The organism is Gilliamella sp. BG1, assembly GCF_046635625.1.
In the GTDB taxonomy this organism is placed as follows: Bacteria; Pseudomonadota; Gammaproteobacteria; order Enterobacterales; family Orbaceae; genus Gilliamella; species Gilliamella bombi.
Genome location: NZ_JBIDFG010000003.1, coordinates 36,398 through 59,001, shown reverse-complemented (window position 1 = coordinate 59,001; position 22,604 = coordinate 36,398). Strand labels below are relative to the sequence as shown.

General features: G+C 34.0%; 16 protein-coding genes, 5 tRNA genes and 2 pseudogenes. 9 read left to right on the top strand and 14 right to left on the bottom strand.

Annotated elements, in window-relative coordinates; all coding sequences use genetic code 11:
* Window position 1: 1 nt before the first annotated feature.
* Window positions 2-955, top strand: coding sequence for a tetratricopeptide repeat protein (locus ACGH80_RS01885; protein WP_085164673.1), 954 nt, complete (start codon window positions 2-4; stop codon window positions 953-955).
* Between the two features lie 177 nt (window positions 956-1,132).
* Here the strand turns inward: ACGH80_RS01885 and ACGH80_RS01880 are convergent, their stop codons facing one another.
* The 5 genes from ACGH80_RS01880 to ACGH80_RS01860 form a co-directional block, all read right to left on the bottom strand.
* Window positions 1,133-1,759: a LysE/ArgO family amino acid transporter gene (locus tag ACGH80_RS01880; protein ID WP_174799474.1), complete on the bottom strand. Its 627-nt coding sequence runs from the start codon at window positions 1,757-1,759 to the stop codon at window positions 1,133-1,135.
* Window positions 1,760-1,842: 83 nt separating this feature from the next.
* Window positions 1,843-3,192 (bottom strand): APC family permease, encoded by a 1,350-nt coding sequence (locus tag ACGH80_RS01875; protein WP_238786483.1) that lies wholly within the window; start codon window positions 3,190-3,192, stop codon window positions 1,843-1,845.
* Between the two features lie 111 nt (window positions 3,193-3,303).
* The gene (locus tag ACGH80_RS01870) at window positions 3,304-3,723 is read right to left on the bottom strand and encodes an OsmC family protein (protein ID WP_065589564.1); all 420 of its coding nucleotides are present in this window, start codon (window positions 3,721-3,723) and stop codon (window positions 3,304-3,306) included.
* A gap of 575 nt (window positions 3,724-4,298) precedes the next feature.
* Complete coding sequence (mltB, locus tag ACGH80_RS01865; protein ID WP_065589563.1) at window positions 4,299-5,372, bottom strand: lytic murein transglycosylase B; 1,074 nt, start codon at window positions 5,370-5,372, stop codon at window positions 4,299-4,301.
* A 55-nt stretch (window positions 5,373-5,427) separates the two neighbouring features.
* Window positions 5,428-6,417 (bottom strand): 2-hydroxyacid dehydrogenase, encoded by a 990-nt coding sequence (locus ACGH80_RS01860; protein ID WP_065589583.1) that lies wholly within the window; start codon window positions 6,415-6,417, stop codon window positions 5,428-5,430.
* Between the two features lie 282 nt (window positions 6,418-6,699).
* On the opposite strand from ACGH80_RS01860, the gene ACGH80_RS01855 reads away from it, so the two are divergent.
* Together ACGH80_RS01855 and ACGH80_RS01850 are read left to right on the top strand one after the other, a co-directional pair.
* Window positions 6,700-7,962 (top strand): AmpG family muropeptide MFS transporter, encoded by a 1,263-nt coding sequence (locus ACGH80_RS01855; RefSeq protein ID WP_296318321.1) that lies wholly within the window; start codon window positions 6,700-6,702, stop codon window positions 7,960-7,962.
* 8 nt (window positions 7,963-7,970) lie between these two features.
* On the top strand, window positions 7,971-8,642 hold the full coding sequence (locus tag ACGH80_RS01850; protein ID WP_296300758.1) for an NAD(P)H-dependent oxidoreductase: 672 nt from the start codon (window positions 7,971-7,973) through the stop codon (window positions 8,640-8,642).
* Window positions 8,643-8,706: 64 nt separating this feature from the next.
* On the opposite strand, the gene ACGH80_RS01845 is transcribed toward ACGH80_RS01850, so the two are convergent.
* Complete coding sequence (locus tag ACGH80_RS01845) at window positions 8,707-8,892, bottom strand: hypothetical protein (protein ID WP_034909658.1); 186 nt, start codon at window positions 8,890-8,892, stop codon at window positions 8,707-8,709.
* Window positions 8,893-9,246: 354 nt separating this feature from the next.
* Here ACGH80_RS01845 and trxB point away from each other — a divergent pair, with 354 nt between their 5' ends.
* Genes trxB through cydC form a run of 3 tightly spaced genes read left to right on the top strand, consistent with a single transcriptional unit; the run spans window position 9,247 to window position 13,556 of the window.
* Complete coding sequence (trxB, locus tag ACGH80_RS01840) at window positions 9,247-10,200, top strand: thioredoxin-disulfide reductase (RefSeq protein ID WP_085164663.1); 954 nt, start codon at window positions 9,247-9,249, stop codon at window positions 10,198-10,200.
* A gap of 15 nt (window positions 10,201-10,215) precedes the next feature.
* Entirely contained in the window at window positions 10,216-11,931 is a 1,716-nt protein-coding gene (cydD, locus tag ACGH80_RS01835) for a heme ABC transporter permease/ATP-binding protein CydD (RefSeq protein ID WP_411630460.1), read from the top strand.
* Window positions 11,925-13,556, top strand: a complete 1,632-nt coding sequence (gene cydC / locus ACGH80_RS01830) for a heme ABC transporter ATP-binding protein/permease CydC (protein ID WP_411578157.1) — start codon at window positions 11,925-11,927, stop codon at window positions 13,554-13,556. The genes cydD and cydC overlap by 7 nt, the downstream gene beginning before the upstream one ends.
* 473 nt (window positions 13,557-14,029) lie before the next feature.
* Here the strand turns inward: cydC and ACGH80_RS01825 are convergent.
* From ACGH80_RS01825 to ACGH80_RS01795, 7 genes are all read right to left on the bottom strand, one after another.
* A tRNA-Gln gene (locus ACGH80_RS01825) sits at window positions 14,030-14,104 on the bottom strand.
* A 26-nt stretch (window positions 14,105-14,130) separates the two neighbouring features.
* Window positions 14,131-14,212: transfer RNA gene (locus ACGH80_RS01820), tRNA-Leu, on the bottom strand.
* A gap of 77 nt (window positions 14,213-14,289) precedes the next feature.
* Window positions 14,290-14,364 (bottom strand) — tRNA-Gln (locus tag ACGH80_RS01815).
* A gap of 25 nt (window positions 14,365-14,389) precedes the next feature.
* Window positions 14,390-14,474, bottom strand: a tRNA-Leu gene (locus ACGH80_RS01810).
* A gap of 37 nt (window positions 14,475-14,511) precedes the next feature.
* Window positions 14,512-14,588, bottom strand: a tRNA-Met gene (locus ACGH80_RS01805).
* Window positions 14,589-14,704: 116 nt separating this feature from the next.
* Window positions 14,705-15,802 (bottom strand): multifunctional CCA addition/repair protein, encoded by a 1,098-nt coding sequence (locus ACGH80_RS01800; protein WP_174799479.1) that lies wholly within the window; start codon window positions 15,800-15,802, stop codon window positions 14,705-14,707.
* Window positions 15,803-16,417 carry a TIGR04211 family SH3 domain-containing protein gene (locus ACGH80_RS01795; RefSeq protein WP_174799480.1) on the bottom strand — a complete coding sequence of 205 codons (615 nt, stop codon included), beginning with the start codon at window positions 16,415-16,417 and terminating at the stop codon, window positions 15,803-15,805.
* A 230-nt stretch (window positions 16,418-16,647) separates the two neighbouring features.
* Here ACGH80_RS01795 and ACGH80_RS01790 point away from each other — a divergent pair.
* Window positions 16,648-18,763 (top strand): annotated as a pseudogene (locus ACGH80_RS01790) (alpha-galactosidase).
* A 335-nt stretch (window positions 18,764-19,098) separates the two neighbouring features.
* Window positions 19,099-20,106 (top strand): substrate-binding domain-containing protein, encoded by a 1,008-nt coding sequence (locus tag ACGH80_RS01785; protein ID WP_296302760.1) that lies wholly within the window; start codon window positions 19,099-19,101, stop codon window positions 20,104-20,106.
* 101 nt (window positions 20,107-20,207) lie between these two features.
* Here ACGH80_RS01785 and ACGH80_RS01780 read toward each other — a convergent pair whose 3' ends face one another.
* Entirely contained in the window at window positions 20,208-21,926 is a 1,719-nt protein-coding gene (locus ACGH80_RS01780; protein WP_411630459.1) for a carbohydrate porin, read from the bottom strand.
* Between the two features lie 301 nt (window positions 21,927-22,227).
* Here ACGH80_RS01780 and lacZ point away from each other — a divergent pair.
* Window positions 22,228-22,596, top strand: a pseudogene (lacZ, locus tag ACGH80_RS01775) (beta-galactosidase); the annotation flags it as partial.
* Between the last annotated feature and the right edge of the window lie 8 nt (window positions 22,597-22,604).

Below are 22,604 nucleotides of genomic sequence, written 5' to 3'. Positions count from 1 at the left end.
AATGAAAAAAATACTATTAATAATATACTTATTTGTAAATACGCCTATTTTTGCAACACAAAATATAGAATATAACTTTGATGTTGAATATAAAAAAGCAACAGAACAAAATAGTGCCGAAGCACAAAACCGGTTAGGTTATATGTACCAGTACGGTCTTAACGTTAAACAAGATTATGCTAAAGCTATTGAATGGTACCAAAAATCGGCTAATCAAAATTACGCCGATGCACAAGTAAGTTTAGGCTACATGTACAATTATGGTCTCGGCGTGAAGAAAAATTTGCTTAAAGCAAAGCAGTTTTATGCAAAAGCAGCCTCAAGCGGTTATGCTTTAGGTCTATTTAATCTAGGGGCACTTTACGAATTTGCAGAAAAAAAACATTATCTAAAAGGAATTGAACAAAATTCAGATAATAATACTATTAGCCAAGACTATGTTAAGGCAAAATATTTTTACGAAAAAGCTGTACAACTAGGCAATAAAGAGGCTCAAAACAATCTGGGTAGATTTTATTATATTGGAATTGTTGTCAAAAAAAACTATACCAAAGCTAGAGAACTATATGAACAAGCAGCTAAGCAAGGCAATATATATGCTCTGCATAATTTAGCAAATATGTATTACAATGGATTAGGTGGATTAAAAAAAGATTTTGCCAAAGGTGTAGAATTAGACACTCAATCTGCACAAAGAGGAAATCCTGAAGCACAATATAGCTTAGGTTGGTTATATTATAATGGCTCATGGTTTGAAAAAAATTATACAGAAGCTAGAAGATGGTTTCAGTTTGCCGCTGAACAAAATCATGCCGATGCACAATACAATTTAGGTATTATCTATCAACAAGGATTGGGAGTGGCAATAAATACCTATACTGCAAAATATTACTTTCAACAAGCTTGCCAAAACAACCATCAAGAAGCATGTAAACATGTCAAGAAACTTCTTTAATAAAAATATAATATTGGCAATGGGAAATAACTAAATGGCACTATAAAAGGTATTCAAACTGCTAAGCATTACTTTTAAACAATATTGTAAAAATAATATATATCAAGCTTGTCAAGAATAACCTAACACAATTCCCAAATAATAATTATTAGTTCAACGTTTTGGTTATGTATGTGCTTAATGCATATCAAATACATACATAACTAAACAATAGGCAATATAGAACATTACAGCACCAACTATACAGTCCAATATTACCCACATTCTTTTCTTTCTAAATAGCGGTATGAGTAATTTTGCTCCGTAACCAAGACTAAAAAACCATATGAATGAAACACTGACGGCACCAACCAAAAATGCAAATTTTTGTTCATTAGTTAACGTGCCAGCAATTCCACCCACAATAACAACAGTATCCAAATAGACATGAGGATTAAGTAAAGTAACAGCCAAAGTTGCCAATACAACTTTTAATGAGTTGTTATTGTTAAGAGATTGAGATTCTATTTGTATGCTACTTGTGCCTTTAATTGCACTTTTAAACGCACAAAAACCATACCAAATTAAAAAAATCGCCCCAGAGATTGCTAAAATATTAGTAATTAAAGAATTGCTACGAATAAAAGTACCTAGCCCAAAAATCCCTATTGACATTAAAGCAAAATCACAAATAAAACAAATTGCCGACACATAAAAGATATGATTTTTTAATAATCCTTGCTTGAGTACAAATAAATTTTGAGCACCAATAGCAATAATTAAACTAGCCGAAATGAAAGCACCACGTAATATTTCCAATAGCATTTAGTTATAACACCAGAATAAAGATAAGAAAATTTATTATATAATCTAAATGCTATAAGTTTATAACAAACGTATTGAATTTGTTATTTGTTATTTTTCTCTAACCACAATAGTTTGGTTTTATTTTTGTTTAAATAGAGAATGATCATTCCAATAGCTAACCAAATAATACCGACCATTTTTGCATCGTTATCAATATGTAATAATACAGGTAATAGCACTACAATACCTATAATAGGCATAAAGACGTCTAGAAACCACGAAAACCATCCTTTTGAGCCTTTTTTAAACTTAAAATAGCCAATTACAGATAAATGTAACATGATAAATGCAGTTAATGCTCCAATATCAACAAATGAAACTAAAGTTGGCAACCCTTTAGCATTATTAGCAGCAATAACAACTAAACATAAATTAAATAGCGCTGCAAATATAATAGCCATTGTCGGTACACCACTTTTTTTTCCTACTTTTGCAAAAAATGAAGGTAAACGTTTGTCACGCCCCATACTGAATAAAAGACGACTTGCTGCGGCTTGTCCAACCATTGCTGCAAATGATGCACCAATAGCTTTCATTAAACCTAGTGCCCACCCTAACCACAGATTAATTTCTTGATTAACAATATGATAGTAAACTTTACCTTGTAGTTCTGGATGACTACGCAAATATTCAGGGGTATAAGGGTTAAGTAAGCTACCGACATAAATTTGTAGCACAAATAAACACCCAGCTAAAATTAAACAACATATAATCGCTTTACTAACTAAATTATGAGGTCCGCCATTTTCTTCTGAAAAAGTAGCAATAGCGTCAAATCCCAAATAAGATAGTACAGCAATAGACACTGCATTAAATAGATTACTCCAACTGAATAAATCACCACCAATAAAAGGTTGTAACCAATCTCTGTTACTACCATTAGTGGCTATTATCCAAATACCAACAGATAACACAGCAAGTAATATAATAATTTCAAATATCAAGATGATTAACGTAATTTTAGTCGATTTTCTAACACCAACTAAATTCAGCGTAGTAGTTAACATAACAGCTAAACATGTCCATACCCATATTGGTACTTCGGGAATCAATGCATTGAACGATATACCGCTAAATAAGTACGCAACCGCAGGGATAAACATATAATCAAGTAACAGCAACCAGCCTACTAAAAACCCAGCACTAGGATGAATACCAATAGAACAATAAGCATAAACAGCTCCCGCATGCGGTAAAGCGTTTGCCATTCTGGCATAAGAAAGCGCGGTAAATGCCATTACAAAAGTTGCTATGATATAAACCAAAGCAACTGCACCATCACTTATCGCATCTAAAACACCAAATAATCCTACAGGTGCTGCTGGACCAATAAAAAGCAATCCCAGAATAACCAAATCCCGGAATCGCATATTTTTATTTAACTGTTGCATAATCATTCTCTAGCGCAATTATCAGTAATGATGAAATATTAAATGATTAATCCGCAACGTGCTAAGATCAGCTTGTTATTAGGTTATAATTATTTGTTATAAGAACATACTTTAGTGATATTCTTTAACCTCATAGGTATAAGACATTTTCGCTGTTTTACCAAGCATGATAGAGGCACTGCAATATTTTTCTGATGCAAGTTTTACTGCCGTTTCGACTGCTTCGTTATCAATATTAATACCCGTAATGACAATATGAAAATTAATTGACGTATACACTTTAGGGGAGGATTCTGCTTGAGTTTTATCAATATCTATCCAAAGATCACGAACATCTTTTTTTTTATTTTTTAAAATTGCAATAATATCATAAGCCATACAACCAGCTGCACCATGCAACAAAAGCTCCATAGGACGAGCTCCACGATTACGCCCGCCATGTTCAATACCGCCATCCATCACTAGCGAATGCCCACTTGCAGTTTCACCTAAAAAACCAAATTCATCAATCCACTTTAAACGATCTTTCATAATTATCTCCTTTAAATTTATCTTTAACCTTCTTATTAGTTACAAATTTATTAAATAACATAATCGTTTTTAACCACGCTGTCATCATTTTGATTATTACTTTATTGATCAAATATGACAATGTTAGTGAACTTTTTACTAAGAGAATCATTAAGATCTTTTAAATTATTCAGGTAAAATCACTGTATTATTTGCAATAAAATATTAGCAATATGTAATTAAAATCAATGTTTTCATTTTAATTTTTGCTTAACAAATAATTATATAGATTGGGTTACCCTACTCTAAGGATTGAATATGATTTTTAAGTTTATTATCTTCCTTTTGATAAGATCCTTGGCTAGATTATTAGCTAGTATTTTGGTGGTGACGTATTAGTTATTATGCTAGCAAGCATCTCGATGGCTAAAGTAGGTGCACAACTTGCACAAAAATTATCGATTAAAAAATTAATTAAATTCTTTGGTATATTTTATTATTGCTTGCAACGAAATTAATCATTTTTTAAACATCATTAATAAATAAAAAGGCCGCAAAAGCGACCTTATCAGTTTTGATGCAATACCATTAAATGACTATCTTGCTTCTTTAACTGCAAGTCCTAATTGCCAAACGGCCATTGCATAATGAGTGCTGTGGTTATAACGGGTGATAGTATAAAAGTTTGGTAATCCATACCAGTATTGGTAACGATCGCCCATATCAAGACGCAATAAACTTACCTGCGTATGTCCTTCTAATGAGCTTTGTGGTTTTAACCCTGCTTTTGCTAATGTTTCAATGGAGTATTTAGTACTAAAACCAGTATCAAGTGATAGTGCTTGGCCATCAGCCATTACAGCCACTTTTTTACCACGTTGCCAACCGTATGATTTAAAATAGCTTGCCACACTACCAATAGCATCAACAGGATCCCATAAATCAATATGCCCATCATGATTAAAATCAACAGCGTGACGTCTAAATGCTGATGGCATAAATTGACCATATCCCATAGCACCAGCAAATGATCCACTCAAATCAAAGGGATCAACCCCCTCATCTCGGCACATAACTAAAAAATCTTCTAATTCGTCAGAAAAATATTTCGCACGTCTTGGATAGTAAAAGGCAAGAGTTGACAAGGCATCAATGATTTTAGTTTTTCCCATCACTCTACCCCAACCTGTTTCGACGCCAATAATGCCAACAATAATTTCGGGTGGCACACCATATTCATTATAAGCACGCTGTAATTCTTTTTGGTATTGATTCCAAAATTCAACACCACGAGGAAGGTTACTTGGTGTAATAAATTTATTTTTATATCGAATCCAAGCACCATTTGGTGCCGTTGGCGAGGTTGCTTTTGGTGCTTGTTTATCCATTAAATTAATTACCCAATCGAGCTTATTAGCTTGAGCAAGCACATTACGGAGTTGTTGACGATTAAAACCATGCTTACTAACCATTCTATCAATAAATTTTTCTTTATCTATGTCTAGTGACGCACTAGCGGTTTTAGATTGATTGTGCTCTTTTTCGAGATAGACACCGCCTTTAACATTTGCATGTCCACGGTGTTCTTTCATGGGAGATGTTGAAGATTTATTACTACTACAAGCTACAAGCAATAAAATTGTACTAATAAAAATGGCAATACGCTGCATAAAAAATCCATATTTTAAGTAATTAAAAATCGACAACATCATAAAATATTTATTGTTATTTAACAATATTTGGGCATGATTCTCCTGCCGAAACTTGTTTAATATTGTTTAACGTCGTATCAGAAATATTTAACAATGCTTCTTGTGTTAAAAATGCTTGGTGCCCCGTAAAAATAACATTATGGCAGGAAGATAAACGACGGAACACATCATCTAAAATAACATCATTAGATTTGTCTTCAAAAAAGAGATCACGTTCGTTTTCATAAACATCCATGCCTAAAGCACCAATTTTTGTTTTCTTTAATGCATCAATAGCTGCGGTTGCATCAAGTAATGCGCCACGACTTGTATTGATAATCATCACGCCGTCTTTCATTTTTTGGAAAGAATCTTTATTCAATAAATGATAATTTTCAGGGGTCATAGGGCAATGTAACGTAATCACATCAGATTTTGCATATAACTCATCTAACTCAACATATTGCGCTCCTAATTCAACTGCAACATCATTAGGATAAGGATCATAGGCAAGAATATGCATACCAAAACCTTTCAAAATGCGGATAATCGCTTGACCAATTTTGCCCGTACCAATAACACCAGCAGTACGATTGTGCATATTAAATCCAGTTAATCCATCTAACGAAAAGTTAGCATCACGAGTACGCTGATAGGCTTTATGCGTTCTTCTATTTAACGTCATCATTAAAGCCACTGCATGTTCTGCAACTGCTTCTGGTGAATAAGCTGGCACACGAACCACCGTGATACCTAACTTTTCAGCTTCAGTTAAATCAACATTATCAAACCCAGCGCAACGAAGCGCTAAAATCTTAATGCCATAACTTGCTAATTTTTTTAGTACTTTTCTATCTACTTCGTCATTAACAAATGCACAAACTGCGTCATAACCTTGGGCGGTAACCACTGTTTTACAGCTAAGTTTATGTTCATAATATTCGATATCAAAGCCATATTTTTTATTAGCGATTTCTAAATGTTCTTTATCATAATGTTTACTACTAAAAACAGCCACTTTAATTGAACTTTTCATATTACTACACCCCTTTTAAATGGTAGTTTGTTAATCTCTTAATTAATTATTGACATTAATTTTATACTGAAACACATAGTTACCTGAAACTTTTTAACAAAAAATAGCTAAAATAATGAATCTCTAACTTTCAAAAAGTCATTGCGCATAACTTTCTTATATTGAAAACATGACTTTGGATAAAACGGTCAATCTTGGCTTGCTGAATTATTTTTTATATGTTGTGTGCTATGATAACACTTTGCCAAAAACTAACAATAAAGTTAAATAATGAATAGCTCGCAGAATTCACTTTTAAAAACCATTTTTACGACCAAGATGCTAATCTGCATTTTTACAGGTTTTGCTTCTGGTCTTCCTTTTTATTTATTATTACAACTGTTACCTGCATGGTTAGAAAGTGATGGTATTAATATCAAAACAATTGGAGCCTTTTCATTAACGCAAATTCCCTATATTTTTAAATTTATCTGGTCACCATTGATGGATAACATTTCGCTCTTTAATTTAGGGAGACGACGTGGTTGGATGCTTGGATCCCAAATAATACTTATATTTTCTATCGCAATATTAGGATTTTTTTCACCTTCATTGAATATTTGGTTAATAGCAACCATTTGCTTTATTATTGCACTATTTTCAGCTACACAAGATATTGCTCTTGATGCCTTTAGACGAGAGTTATTGCTTGATAAAGAATTAGGACTTGGTAATAGTATTCATACCAATGCTTATCGCATTGCAGGTCTAGTGCCAGGTTCATTATCACTAATATTATCAAATACCTTGCCTTGGAATAGTGTTTTTATCATCACTGCATTATTTATGCTGCCTGCTATCATTATGACGTTACTAGTAAAAGAACCAATTAACCAATCGCCCAAAAATCATACTTTTGAAGATATCATCATTAAGCCATTTAGTGAATTTATTAATCGAAATGGACTTAAAACAGCCATATGGATTTTAACATTTATCTTTTTATATAAATTAGGCGATAGCATGGCTACATCCTTAGCCACGCCTTTCTACTTACAAATAGGCTATAGTCGCCCCGACATTGGTTGGATTGCCAAAAATGCTTCTTTATGGCCAAGTGTGTTTGGAGCATTAATGGGTGGCATTTTGATGATCAAAATAGGCATAAACCGAGCATTATGGTCTTTTGGTGTTGTCCAAGTTATATCAATTTTAGGATTTATTTGGCTTTCGATAGAAGGACCTTTTACTACAATAGGAATATTTCAAAAAACGTTATTAGCCATAGTGATAGGGATTGAATCACTTGGTGTCGGTCTTGGTTCGGCTGCTTTTGTAGCGTTTATTGCTAAAACAACTAATCCACTTTATACCGCTACACAATTTGCTTTATTTACCAGCATTGCTTCAGTGCCAAGAACTCTAATTAATGCATCTACCGGTTTTATGGTTGAACACTTAGGATGGACAAACTTTTTTTGGTTATGTTTTATTCTTGCCTTTCCCGGTATGTTATTATTGTTAAAAGTTGCCCCGTGGAATAGCCAATCTTAGGAGAAAATATGGACAAACTAACCCAAGCATTCGACTTTAGACATGCATGTAAAAAATTTGATAATACCAAAAAAATCAGTGATGATGATATTAAATACATTTTAGAAGCGGGTCGTCAATCTCCTTCATCATTTGGCATGGAGCCATGGCATTTTGTGGTTGTAGATAGTCACAAGATAAAAGTTGAATTACGTAATGTTTGCTATAACCAAGAACAAGTTACCAGCTGTTCACATTTTGTCATTGTACTTTACCGCAAAGCCAATAATTTTACGTTACAGAGCGATTATTTACGACAAACAATTGCACGCACCTTACCTGATCCCAATAACCAAACCGATATTGATATTGCCTGTCAAGGATTTATCAATTTTTGCGAACAAGGCTTAGCCGACGGTTTAACCATCAACCACTGGTCAGAAATGCAAGACTATATCGCTAGTGCCAATATGATGACTGCAGCGGCATTTCGTGGTATTGATTCATGTGCTATTGGTGGATTCGATCATGATAAAGTCATCAAGATTCTAGAAAAATATATTCCACAATTTGGTGGCGACTCATTCGGGATAGGACTTTGCTTAGCTTTTGGTTATCGAATTAATGAACCAACAGCGCATATTCGTTGGCCACTTTCAGACTTAACTACATATCTAACTGATAACAGCGAAACGAATTAAACAATAATCACCTTCAATCACAAAATGGTAATTGAAGGTGTTGATAAAAATAGATAACTTATTATTATTCAATTGATTGATAAAGCGCTTCGGCTTCAGATGAAGCTGAATCCATAATAAAGGCAATTCCAGATAAAATATTACCAATCTGAGGATCGGTAATATTTTGTTGTACTGAATTTAAAATCTCTTGAGCCCAATTAATTTTTGTAAGTACAGCTTCGACACTTTCTTTTGAAGGATTACTCATCTTCTCTCCTACTGTTAGGATGTTAACTAAACCAATAATCAAAAATATCTTATTAAATAATAAAAAATTTGAGATAACGGATATAAGAATAAGAAAATCGCATATTCTAAACAGTAAAAACAAAAACAAAAATTAATGTAGTTTAAATAAAGAATAAATGTATTTAAAATAATTGAAAATAAAAAGATAAACTTTTAGTTTAATAAAAATTGGCGCAATACAAAAAAGCCTATTATGATTACCTATTGCTATAATAAACAATTCTTTTACATTATAACGATTGATAATGTTAGACTTATTAGCAATAAATTGCGTTAATTTTGCCCAAAATTTTAAAATAAGTAAGGATTTAAAATGAAAACCAAACATGCTCGTTTATTAATACTTGGCTCTGGTCCTGCCGGTTACACTGCTGCTGTTTATGCCGCACGAGCTAACCTTTCCCCCGTGTTAATTACAGGAATGCAAGAAGGTGGGCAACTAACTACCACAACCGATCTTGAAAACTGGCCAGCCGGTGCTCCTGATTTAACAGGACCAGAATTAATGCTTAAGATGAAAGAACATGCAGAAAGATTTAATACTGAAATTATTTTAGATCAAATTGATCGCGTTGATTTTAGCACAAAGCCATTTAAGCTTTATGGTAGCGAAACGCAATACAGTTGTGATGCGCTTATTATTGCAACTGGCGCATCAGCGCAATACCTTGGTTTACCGTCAGAAGAAGCATTCAAAAGTAAAGGTGTGTCGGCTTGTGCTACCTGTGATGGATTTTTCTATCGCAACCAAAAAGTTGCCGTAGTGGGTGGTGGCAATACCGCAGTTGAAGAAACGCTTTATTTAGCCAATATCGCGAGTGAAGTGCATTTAATTCACCGCCGAGATACCTTTAGAGCAGAAAAAATCTTAATGGATCGTTTAGATCAAAAAATTAAAGAAGGCAAAGTTATCTTACATACTCATCGTGTAGTTGATGAAATTTTAGGGGATAACATGGGAGTAACTGGAGTTAGAATCCGTAGCTCACAAGATCCTAATATTACCGAAGAATTATCGGTTTTAGGGGTGTTTATCGCTATTGGCCACAAACCAAACACCGCTATATTTGAAGGTCAACTTGAACTAAATGGCGGTTATATCAAAGTACAATCAGGCACGCAAGGAAACGCTACTCAAACCAGTGTCGAAGGGATTTTTGCTGCTGGTGATGTAATGGATCATGTCTATCGTCAAGCAATCACTTCAGCAGGTACAGGCTGTATGGCTGCTTTAGATGCAGAACATTATTTGGATAATTTAAAATAAGCAGTAAAGATCTTTATGTCATTAGATAAAAAACGCCAGACCTATCTACTTGGCTGGTTAAAACAGCAAGCAAAAATGCATAAAACTAATTTGCGTGCTTCAATTTTAACCGGCTTGGTTTTAACTATATTAGTTATTATTCAATCTGCATTACTCGCTGTAATTTTGCAAAAAATTATTATTGAACAACACTATTTTGTGGATATTCTACCTTTTTTTGGCGCACTAATTGCAGTGTTACTTGGTCGAGCAGGCTTAATTTATCTACGCGAAAAGATCAACTTTGCCATAGGCAAAAAAGTTCGTCAGCAAATTCGACAGCAATTAATTGATCAACTTGAGTTGCATGGGCCTGCTTATTTAAATCAAAGCACGATCGGCGCATGGAGTACGTTGCTTATTGAACAAGTTGATAAATTGCATGACTTTTTTGCCCGTTATCTTCCTCAAATGCGATTGGCAGGCATGGCACCGATTTTAATCTGTATTGCTATCTTCCCATTTAACTGGGCTGCTGCTACAATTTTGCTTTGCACCGCCCCCCTGATTCCTATTTTTATGATTTTAGTGGGAATGGGAGCCGCTGATATTAATCGTCGTCATTTTAAAGCGCTCGCATATTTAAGCGGTCATTTTTTAGATCGCTTAAAAGGACTCAATACCATTCGATTATTCAACCAAGGCGAAAAACAAACTAACGAAATAGCCATTGCCTCTGAAGATTTTCGTATTAAAACTATGCAAGTGCTCAAAATAGCCTTTTTATCTTCAGCCGTATTGGAGTTTTTTACTTCTATTTCAATCGCCATTGTGGCGGTTTATTTTGGATTTTCGTATTTAGGCGAATTCGATTTTGGTGCATATAATGGAACTGTTACTTTATTTGCTGGTTTTTTTGCGCTAATGTTAGCCCCTGAATACTTTCAACCTTTACGTGATTTGGGCACTTACTATCATGCCAAAGCTGAAGCAATCGCAGCAGCAGATAATATCGAAAGTTTTTTAAGTAAAAAAATCGCACCAAAACAAGCCAATGATAATATAACAAACATAAAATTGACTGAACCATTAAAAACAATTGAAGCAGATAATTTAATTGTATTATCTAACGAACAACAACCTATCGTTGGTCCATTATCGTTTAGTTTGCAAGCACCATTTAAATTAGCTCTAATAGGAACTAGCGGCGAGGGAAAAACTTCGTTAATGCAAGTACTACTCGGTTTTTTACCTTATCAAGGCTCACTAAAGATTAATGGTATTGAATTTAATCAATTAGATATTAATGATTGGCAACTGCAAGTAAGCTGGATTGGTCAAAATCCTTACTTGATTAATGGTACTATCCGTGAAAATATTTTATTGGGTAAACAAAATGCAACCAACCATGAACTGGATAACGTGATAGCCAAAACCCAATTGACCGAAGTTATTGCTAAATTACCACAAGGCATTAAAACCCAAGTTGGCGAAGATGCGGTACGTTTATCAGTTGGACAAGCACAGCGGATCGCCTTAGCCAGAGCAATGCTAAAACCCTGTCAATTATTGATTCTTGATGAACCAACTGCTAGTTTAGATAAACAAACCATCCAAAATTTGGATCAGCAGCACATTGCCCCGAATAGCATTACAATTACTCATCAAACAGATGACATGGAAGATTTTAAACAAATCTGGCAATTGGCTAATGGTAAGCTACACTGTGATATCAAGGGGTATTTATGCTAGCTATATTACGCCCTTATATCGCACTATATAAACACTATTTTAGGCAAATTTTATTGGGATTATTTTTGTCAATTCTTACCCTATTTGCCAGCGTATTTTTGCTGTCATTATCAGGGTGGTTTTTGGCTTCTACCGCTTTTGTTGGCGTTGCAGGTTTGTATACTTTCAATTATATGTTGCCTGCTGCTGGTGTTCGTGCTGCGGCAATTATTCGAACCGCCGCTCGCTATATGGAGCGTTTAGTTGATCATAATACTACATTTAAAATCTTAGCTTATTTAAGAACGTTAGCTTTTCGTAAGATTTTGCCCTTAAGTGCCAATCAATTAGCCCACTATCAACGGGCTGACTTGCTTAATCGCTTTATTGTCGATATTGACGCACTTGATCACTTATACCTAAAACTTTTTTCACCTATTGTAACCGCACTTGTTACCATTGTTGTTTTGTTTGTTGGGTTAGCAAATATAAACTTACCTATTGCGTTAATTATTACTATTATCCTTACAACCACCTTACTTGTGGTTCCGGTCATTTTTTATCAAGCAGGAAAACAACTCGGCAAAACACTAGCTAAACAACAAAGTGAATATCGTTTATTATTAATTAATTATCTACAAGGACAAGCTGAACTTATCCTATTTAATGCACAACCACGCTATCGTGCTAAACTTGATGAGCTTGAATCAAACTGGCTTTATAACCAGCAACGTCAATCAACATTAATGGCACTATCAAGCGCATTGATTGTGCTGATTGCTGGTTTTTTAACGTTGCTTGTTCTGTGGCTAATTACCCAATACACCCTATCCCCTTTAGTGGCACTATTTGTATTTGTTAGTCTTGCAAGTGCTGAAATACTCATGCCAATTCCTGGCGCATTTATCTTTTTAGGGCAAGTACTTACTTCTGCCACACGCACAACGGCTATTTTTAATCAAACGCCCGACATTCAATTTGTTTCTAAAGGTAAAGCGATAGATTTAACTACAGCAAAATTAAAATTTGAACAAATTAATTTCAGCTACCCAAATCAACCTTTTGCGATATTAACTGATTTTTCCTTAACGGTTGAACAAGGTGAACATATTGGAATAATTGGTAAAACAGGTTGTGGTAAATCAACTTTATTAAGCCTAGTAAATCGGACTTGGGAGGCAAGCTCCGGCAATATTTATTTTAATGATACTCCAATAAATCAACTGGATGAAAAAACTTTGCGACAAGCCATTGCAATGGTTCCGCAAGTTATTACCATTTTTAGTGAGACTTTACGGCAAAATTTACTCATTGGTAACCCTAATGCAACTGATCAACAGCTTATTGAGGTTCTACATCAAGTTGAATTGGACAAATTACTAACTACAGAACAAGGTTTAAATATGCTAATTGGACAAGGTGGGCGTACTTTATCTGGCGGTGAAATTCGTCGTATAGGCATTGCAAGAGCATTACTGCATAATTCCCCTTTAATTTTAATGGACGAACCAACAGAAAGCCTTGATCAACGAACAGAACAACAAATTATCCAATTGATAAAGCAGACATGTAAAGGCAAAACACTAATCATGGTTACGCATCGTTTGACTGATAATCCGCTGTTTGATCGAATTATTTCACTTTGATTAATGGTTTAATTTATATGTCATTCATTGCTGATAAAGGGCAATATTAGCTTTCCGTAATTGTAAAAATTCGAAAGTTTTGCTTATAAAAACGTTCAGATAGACTATTGATTTTATTTGATTTTAAATTAGATAGTTATAAGAAAGTAGTTTGAATGTGGTCTCTTTTTGGGGTTAAGTTATGATATTTAAAGTAGTTACACGAAACCTTCCCAAAATTCGAGTAATCTATTAAAAAGACAATCAAAATTTTTCCTTTTTAAATCTAGCTATTTAAATTGACTTAAAAAATAGTATTTCAATATAGTAAATAGCTCAATTTTTCTTGTTTAAATCTACTTTAGTACTCATTACATGTAGGAAAACACAGAGCTGAACTATTTATAAGATGAACTACTATTCTACCGCCATCAAGCTAATAACAAGGGATATCTTCAAATAGTTTTAAATCATAATTAATTGTTTTATTTTATTGGCTGGGGTACCAGGATTCGAACCTGGGCGTGGCGGGATCAAAACCCGCTGCCTTACCGCTTGGCTATACCCCACTATAGAAAGTGAAAATCACTTTTGATACGAGCAGTGAGATTTGAACTCGCACATATTTCCAAGCTAGACCTTGAATCTAGCACATCTACCAATTCCATTATGCTCACATGAAAATAGTGAATAATTAACACATCAAACATTGATATAAATCAAGAATGAAATACCAAAATTATGCATATTGGAATGGCTGGGGTACCAGGATTCGAACCTGGGCGTGGCGGGATCAAAACCCGCTGCCTTACCGCTTGGCTATACCCCAATAAAGGATAGATATTAAGATAAAATGGTGCGGGTGGAGAGACTTGAACTCACACGCCTTGTGGCGCCAGAACCTAAATCTGGTGCGTCTACCAATTTCGCCACACCCGCACTGAACACTTTCGGTAAAAGTACTACCTAATCCTAATGGTGGCTACGACGGGATTCGAACCTGTGACCCCATCATTATGAGTGATGTGCTCTAACCAGCTGAGCTACGTAGCCATTCATTCGCAACGTCGTAACCAACACTGCGAGGCGCATTATGCTAGGGTTACGCCAAATCGTCAACTATTTTTTTAAGATATTTTGAAAAAAAATGACGATTGATTAAGATGCAATCAAATCCAGTTTAATAACGCTTCGATTCGCCTTTTTTGTAACTCAAAATGAATTTGTTTTCCTGTATAACCATCAGAAATAATTTGCTGCACATTGATGCCATTGGCGATTTTATAAGCTTCTTTTATATAATTTGCTTGTGCAAACGATGTTGTTTTAGTAAAAGCTTGGCTTGCAATAATTAATTGTTCAAGGTGCGAAGGGTTGCGCCATACATCAATGCTATTTAGCAAAGAAATAATTTGTTCAGCTGTCAGGGTTTGCACTTGTTCAAGATTATTTCGATTCTGCTGAACCATGACGGCAACTTTAGTATAGTTGTTAGGTACTTTAATTTTTGCACATAATGCTTCGACCGCTAATTTATTAGATAACTGTGCACACAGTACAGCAAAACGGATTGTTAAATCATTAGTTAATATAGCAGATTTTTTTAGTGCATCACTAATAGTGTCTGTTAAGTCTAATGATGAAAATAATAATGGAAGCGCTCCACATTGTTCTAGTACTTGAAAATAGATCTGTGGATTTGATGTCAACAATGCTTTTTCAGTTTCTTTCCACACACGTTCTGGTGTTAAGTAACTAACCTCACCGGCTAATACCATTTGTTTCATTAGATCTAGAGTTTGAGGAGCTACAGTAAAACCGAATTGATGAAAACGAGCTGCAAAACGAGCTACGCGCAAAATACGTAGAGGATCTTCTCGGAAGGCTGGCGATACATGGCGTAAGATTTTATGTTTGATGTCATCAACGCCATGATATGGATCAATTATATTGCCATCTTCGTCCATTGCAATGGCGTTAATGGTTAAATCACGGCGAATCAGATCTTGTTCTAATGTAATCTCTTTACCAAAATCACAGATAAATCCAGTATAACCTCTACCGGATTTACGCTCAGTGCGAGCCAACGCATATTCTTCTTTCGTATGAGGGTGTAAAAAAACTGGAAAGTCTTTACCGACTTGTTGATAACCTAATGCTAAAAGCTCGTCTGGCGTAGCGCCAACAACAACCCAGTCATGATCAGCAACAGGTTGGTGCAACAATTTATCGCGCACACTCCCTCCTACAAGATAGATTTTACTCATCTATCTCATCCAACGATCTTTTTTGCGTCGGTTTGGTATAATTCTTGGTAATATAAGCCCTAAAATAAGACCGCCTCCAGCAACAAGACCACCATAGGTAAACCAAGTTACAATAAGGTCACGGCGTTTATCATCAACTTGATTTAGCATTGATTCAATTCGTGAATTTTGCTCCTTAACTTGTTGTTCTAGTGCTTCATTTTTATTTTGAAGTGTTTCTATAGATTTTTCAGCCGTCTGCAACTTTTGGATATAGTCACTTAACAATTTTTGTTGATTTGCCTCAGCATTATCAACTTTATCTTGATATTCTGCTAGTTTTGCTTCTAGCACTGGAAAGCGTTCTTTATAACTAGGTTGTTCATTTAGTTTGCTTGTTTCAATCCAAGCGGTGCTACCATTATTAAGTTGAATGCGAGTAAATTTGCCATCTGCACTTTTTTCAAGCTCAACAACTTTTTCTCCAGCTTTAACTGCATTAGAATACGCATATTGCGAACCAGGACCTCTACGCAAATAAATATCGACATTATCAGTCACATATTTGTCTATAGCGTAACCATTAAAAGAAATCGCAAAAAACGAAAGTAGTGCAATAATATTCTGTTTTTTCATATATTTCCAATAAGCATCTATAAATAGTTTCATGATAACATAAAATAATAGCAAGTCGCATATTCATTTTATAATAAATAGTTTTAAAAACTAAAATAAATATAACCTTCAATAATGAAATCGTTTACATTTTTGTGAAATCTTAATCACAAAATATGAAATTAAAAATATTATTTTATATAAATAGCTATTATTTTATATAAGTGACATATTACAAACTTGGAGCCATTATGAATTATCGTCTTAGCAATAATAATATAGATATCCTTTTTCGCACTGAACCGTATGCCGAATTGTGTTATTTTGGTAAACGATTACAAAACTTTCAACCTGAAATGATTGACATGCTTTACCCTGCTGTACCTAATTCTCGTATAGATGTCAACGTTCCATTTACTCTATGCCCAGAAGAAGGTTTAGGTAATTTTAGCACACCTGGACTTGAAGGACACCGAAATAGTAAAGATTGGTCTCCCGTTTTTACAACTAAAGAAGTTAATAAAACTGACAATAGCATTACCATTATTAGTGAAGATAACATTGCTAAACTTCGTTTAACCAGTTTTTTTATTTTAGATAAAAGTAGTGTATTGCAGTGTCAAAATACTTTAACCAATTTAGGTGATGAACCATATCAAGTTAATCGTTTTTCTATTACGTTACCTATCCCTGAACGGGCACAAGAATTAATGGCTTTTAGTGGTCGTTGGATTAAAGAATTTTTCCCTCATCGAACTAAAATATCACATTGTGGTTATTTACAAGAAAATCGACGAGGACGAACATCACACGAATATTTCCCTGGGATGATGGTTGGTACCGAAGGTTTTAAAGAACAAACTGGCGAAGTTTGGGGGATCCACTTGGGATGGAGTGGTAATCATCGCATTCAAGTTGCAGTTAAAAGTAACGGTAAACGTTTTATTCAAGCTGAAGCTCTGTATTATGCAGGAGAAATATCACTAGCTAAAGGTGAATCTTTAAGTACGCCTTGGTTATATGCTACCTATAGCGATGAAGGCTTAAATAAAATGAGTCAACATTTCCACCAGTTTCTACGCAGTAATATTATTAAATTCGCCAAAAATAAAGCTCGTCCTGTTCATCTTAATACATGGGAAGGTATCTTTTTTGACCATAACCCTGATTACATTATGAAAATGGCGACTAAGGCAGCTCAAATTGGTGTTGAACGCTTTATCATTGATGACGGTTGGTTTGGTAAACGTGATGATGAACCAAGGATTAGGTGATTGGTATTTAGATGAGCGAAAATATCCCAATGGTTTAGAACCAGTTATTAAACATGTTAAAGATCTTGGTATGGAGTTTGGTATTTGGGTTGAACCAGAAATGATTAATAAAAACTCAGATCTTTATCGTGCCCATCCAGATTGGTTACTTGAACTACCAGGTTATCAACAACCAGAAGGTCGTCATCAGTATTTACTTGATTTACAAAATCCAGCTGTTTTTGAATATCTACTTGAAAGACTAACTTGGTTACTCAGTAGTTATGACGTTGATTATATAAAATGGGATATGAATCGTGAAATTGTTCAACCTGGTCATGAAGGTAATCCTGCTATTGTTGGTCAAACTAAAGCGCTTTACCGATTGCTTGATATTTTGCAAGAAAAATTCCCTACCGTTGAAATAGAATCTTGTTCATCAGGTGGAGGTCGAATTGATTATGAGATTTTAAAGCGTACACAACGTTTTTGGACTTCAGATTCTAACGATGCATTAGATAGACAAATAATTCAACGCGGAATGAGTTATTTCTTCCCTCCTGAAGTGATGGGTGCTCATATTGGTGGCGCATTATGTCATACTACATTCCGTGAGCTACATATGAATTTACGCGGTCTAACTGCTTTATTTGGTCATATGGGAGTTGAACTCGATCCAGTAAAAGTATCTGAGCAAGAACAAAAAGGTTTTGCTTATTACATTAATTTACATAAACAGCTGCGTCCTATGTTACATAGCGGTAATTCTGTAAGATTGGATGTTGATGATAACCCTGCTATGCAAAGTTATGGTGTTGTTAGCCAAGACCAAAAAGAAGCTGTGTTTATTATCGCTCAACTAACATTACCAACCTACGCGTTAAGCGGTAATTTGCGATTAACTGGCTTGTTGGCCGATAAACAATACCAAATTGAAGTGCTAGATATGCCTGATAACATTGATCCTAAAATAAATGGTCATGTTATGAAAGCATTACCTTAATGGATGAAGGACAAAACAACGTTATCTGGTGATTGGTTAATAAATGTCGGTTTACCTTTACCAGTACTTGGTCCAGCAACGGCTATATTAATAAAAGTAACTGCTAAATAATGTTATTAATACTTTTAAATTAATTATTTAGCGACTATCAGGGGATTTGCTAATTGCTGTCCCCTTAATATTTAGTCTTTAATGAAACAATTCTAGTTTTTAATTCGCCAATAATATCATTGGCAAAGTTTTTATTTTACCTTATTATGATCAATTAATTCAGTCATATATCAAGAGTATTGCAAATAAATTAACTTCAAGACAGTAAAAAAGATAACCCTTTCACTTTCAGTACTTTTTGTCTTATATTATTGTTAATCTACAGAACTCTATATTGATAAGCATTAAATATTATAATTATCGATATTTTATGGATAGTAATTAAAAGGTTTTTTATGGCGACAATAAAAGATGTTGCGCGTTTAGCTAAAGTTTCAGTTGCAACTGTATCTCGCGTAATTAATAACGCAAATAACGTTCGAGATAATACAAGAGATACAGTAAAAGAAGCTATGCAAAAATTAAACTACTATCCTGATGCTAATGCACGCGCTTTGTCACAACAAAATTCGAATACTATTGGTATTGTTGTAGCTGATGTATCGGATCCATTTTTTGGTGCCATGGTTAGTACCGTTGAAAAAGTTGCCTCACGAACAGGTCATTTTTTGTTGATCGGTAATGGCTATCATAATGAGCAACAAGAATATAATGCAATTACTCAATTAATTGAACATCGCTGTTCGTCGTTAGTTGTACATGCCAAAATGCTCTCTGATAGCGATCTAGAAAAATTGATGCAACAAGTACCCGGTATGGTTCTAATTAATCGTATCGTAAAAGGATTTGAAAAACGCTGTATTGCTCTTGATGACCGTTACGGCTCTTATCTTGCAGTCAAACATTTAATTCAACATGGGCATACTAGAATTGGTTATTTATGTTCAAATCATAATATTTCTGACTCATCTGATCGTTTACAAGGCTATAAAGACGCATTGTTAGAACATGGTATTGATGTTAATGAGAATCTGATTGCAATTGGTTTACCAAATGAAATAGGTGGCGAACAAGCAATGATGTCATTACTTGAACGTAACTGTCATATCTCTGCAATTGCTTGTTATAACGATTCAATGGCCGCCGGTGCAATGTCTGTGCTTTACGATAATGATATTAAAATTCCAAACGATATTTCGATCATTGGTTTTGATGATCTTATTTTATCACGTTATTTACATCCAAAATTAACTACCATTCGTTATCCTTTACAGACAATGGCTGAACAAGCTGCTGAATTAGCACTAAAACTTGCAAAAGGAGAAAGTATTCCAACAAATTTGATTAACGTCTATATACCAACCTTAACTAAACGTTATTCAGTAGCTTTTATCAATAGTTAAAAATAAAGTAGCTATACATCAACAAAGTTTACATTTTTCATCTGAACCATATATTTTACATCTATAATATAGTTCAGATGATAAGTCTTATTTTATATCACTTAGAACCAAACTTCTGTTTGTACACCAAAACTAATTTGATGATCTTTACCATTAAAATCAAATTTACTAATATCATTTTGTAGTGCTTCTATATAAGAAACATAAAAACGAATATCAGGTCGTGAAGATAAAATACTTTTTCCGACTTTAAATGAATGGTAAAGTGTTGTTTTATATCCTTCTTCGACATAAGTTTTACTTTTAACTTTGTCTTTCTGACGAAAGTAACCTAGTTCAACACCGCTTTGATTATAAGTATCCCAGATATAAGCTGGTCTTATTGCTGATTTAAAACTTGTAAAATCGGTATGTGGAAGATTAAGATCATAAGAATAAACATCATTTCCTGAAGTTAAAGCCAAAGCATGAGCAACAATGATATTATCGCTTAAATAAGCTTCACCTTCCGATACAAAACGATAAGCTTTACCACCAGTATGTGTACCTATATAGTCATTATCCGAATTACTGGCAAACTCTGGGTTATTAGTATTAATGTTAGCCAACTGTGATGCAACAGAATTGGTTGCTGTCTGTAATGTAAACTGATTAAATCCGCCAAAAAATTCATTTTGACGCAAAACAAGGCTACCAAGCCAAGCATTTTTAACAGATATACTATTTTGAATTTTAGATTTATTTGGTGCTGAATAACGAACATTCAAACCAAGCGTTGCATTTTGCCATAATGGGATATCACGATAGCGAATTTCTAGTTCGTTTAAATCAACTTCTTCCTTTTTATATTGTTCAATTTTATTTACTTTACTATCATCAGTACTAATTATTTCTTTTTTATTTTTCACATTTACATCTGCTCTAACTAATGATAAATCAAGAGCACCAACACCGACTTTAAGATTTTCAATACCAATACCTCCACCTGCTGGCGTTTTTTGTGTTTTCCAATCAAGCATTTGTATTTCATTATAAGGCAAAGAATGTTTACCCACCCATAATTTCGCATCAGGAAAACGTGGCACAAATCCTTTTGTTTCTAAATATATATCTGAAAATTGCATAATATTGTCATCTTGCGTATTAAATAAACCCGCAGCTTTATTTGTTGCCACGTTTCCATCAATCATAACAATTGCATCAACTCGCCTTCCATCTTGATCATAGACTTTTTGCTTAAAGATAAGATCATACCAACCACCATATTCATTACCAAATCGACCTAATGCACCTTCAGCATAATTTTTAGGTTTACCATTGCTTGAAGTTGACCAACCACCACGGAAGTAACCATTATAAGAAAATCCTATTTCTTCTTTAATATAATCTTTAAATTCAGCTAAAGTAAATGAAGTCTTTTCTGGATGATTGCCGTCTTGCATAGTATCGGTTTTTGGTGTACTAACTAGTAAAATTTGATTATTATTTGCTTGTACAGGATTAAATGGAGCCTGTTGCTTTGTAATTGCTACATTTTGATTATTTTTAAGCACTTTTTTCTGATTATTTATAATAATTTGTTGTTTTTGAAGATGATTATTTAATTTAGCAAGTTGCTTATTAGAATCAATCACTTGCTTTTTCAAATCATTAGACTCTTGACTAAGAACTAATAACTTTTGCTCTAATAACGCAATTCTTGCTTCTAGCTCATCTTGAGTTGCTGCCATCGCATTGGGTAAATAACACAAACCTAGCATAGTCATTAAAACAACTCGTTTTGGTTTGATTTTATATACTATTTTTTTTGAAAATTTCATTTCTCCCCTCCCCTAAACTTATTATTAAAAAATATTTAAAAATCTTTTAAATTTGAGACAAAAAAAAACCTAAAAAATAGTCATAACTATTCTTTAGGTTTTGCCCGCTATAAATCGGTAACAATCCAATACCTTTTACTAGGTAGTTTAAATATAACCAATAAGAGCGACTATTCAAAAACTAAACACTAATATTGTGATAGATATCACATTAAAAATTATCATTTTATATACAGTATTAATCGGTTTATGTTATCAAATGAAACAGATTCCTAAAAAAGTAAAATGACTTGGCTTAGGACCTCATGAAAATTATCCTGACCGAAAAACATCAGCTATTTTTGGTGATTGGTCGTTACCTTTTGCAGAACTTTATACACCTTATATTTATCCATGTGAAAATGGGTTACGTTGCGAGGTTAAAAGATTGCAACTTAATGAGATGATCATAACTGGACATCAGTTTAAATTTAACGTTAATCAATATGGGACAGAGCAATTAATAGAAAAAACTCATCGTCATTTATTGGAACCTAGGTCATGCGATTATATAAGTATTGATGCTTATCATATGGGAATTGGTGGAGATGATTCTTGGACACCAAATGTACATCATGAATTTTTACTGACAGATAAACACCATAGCTATCAGCTTATGTTTAAATGTTAAATAGGCCA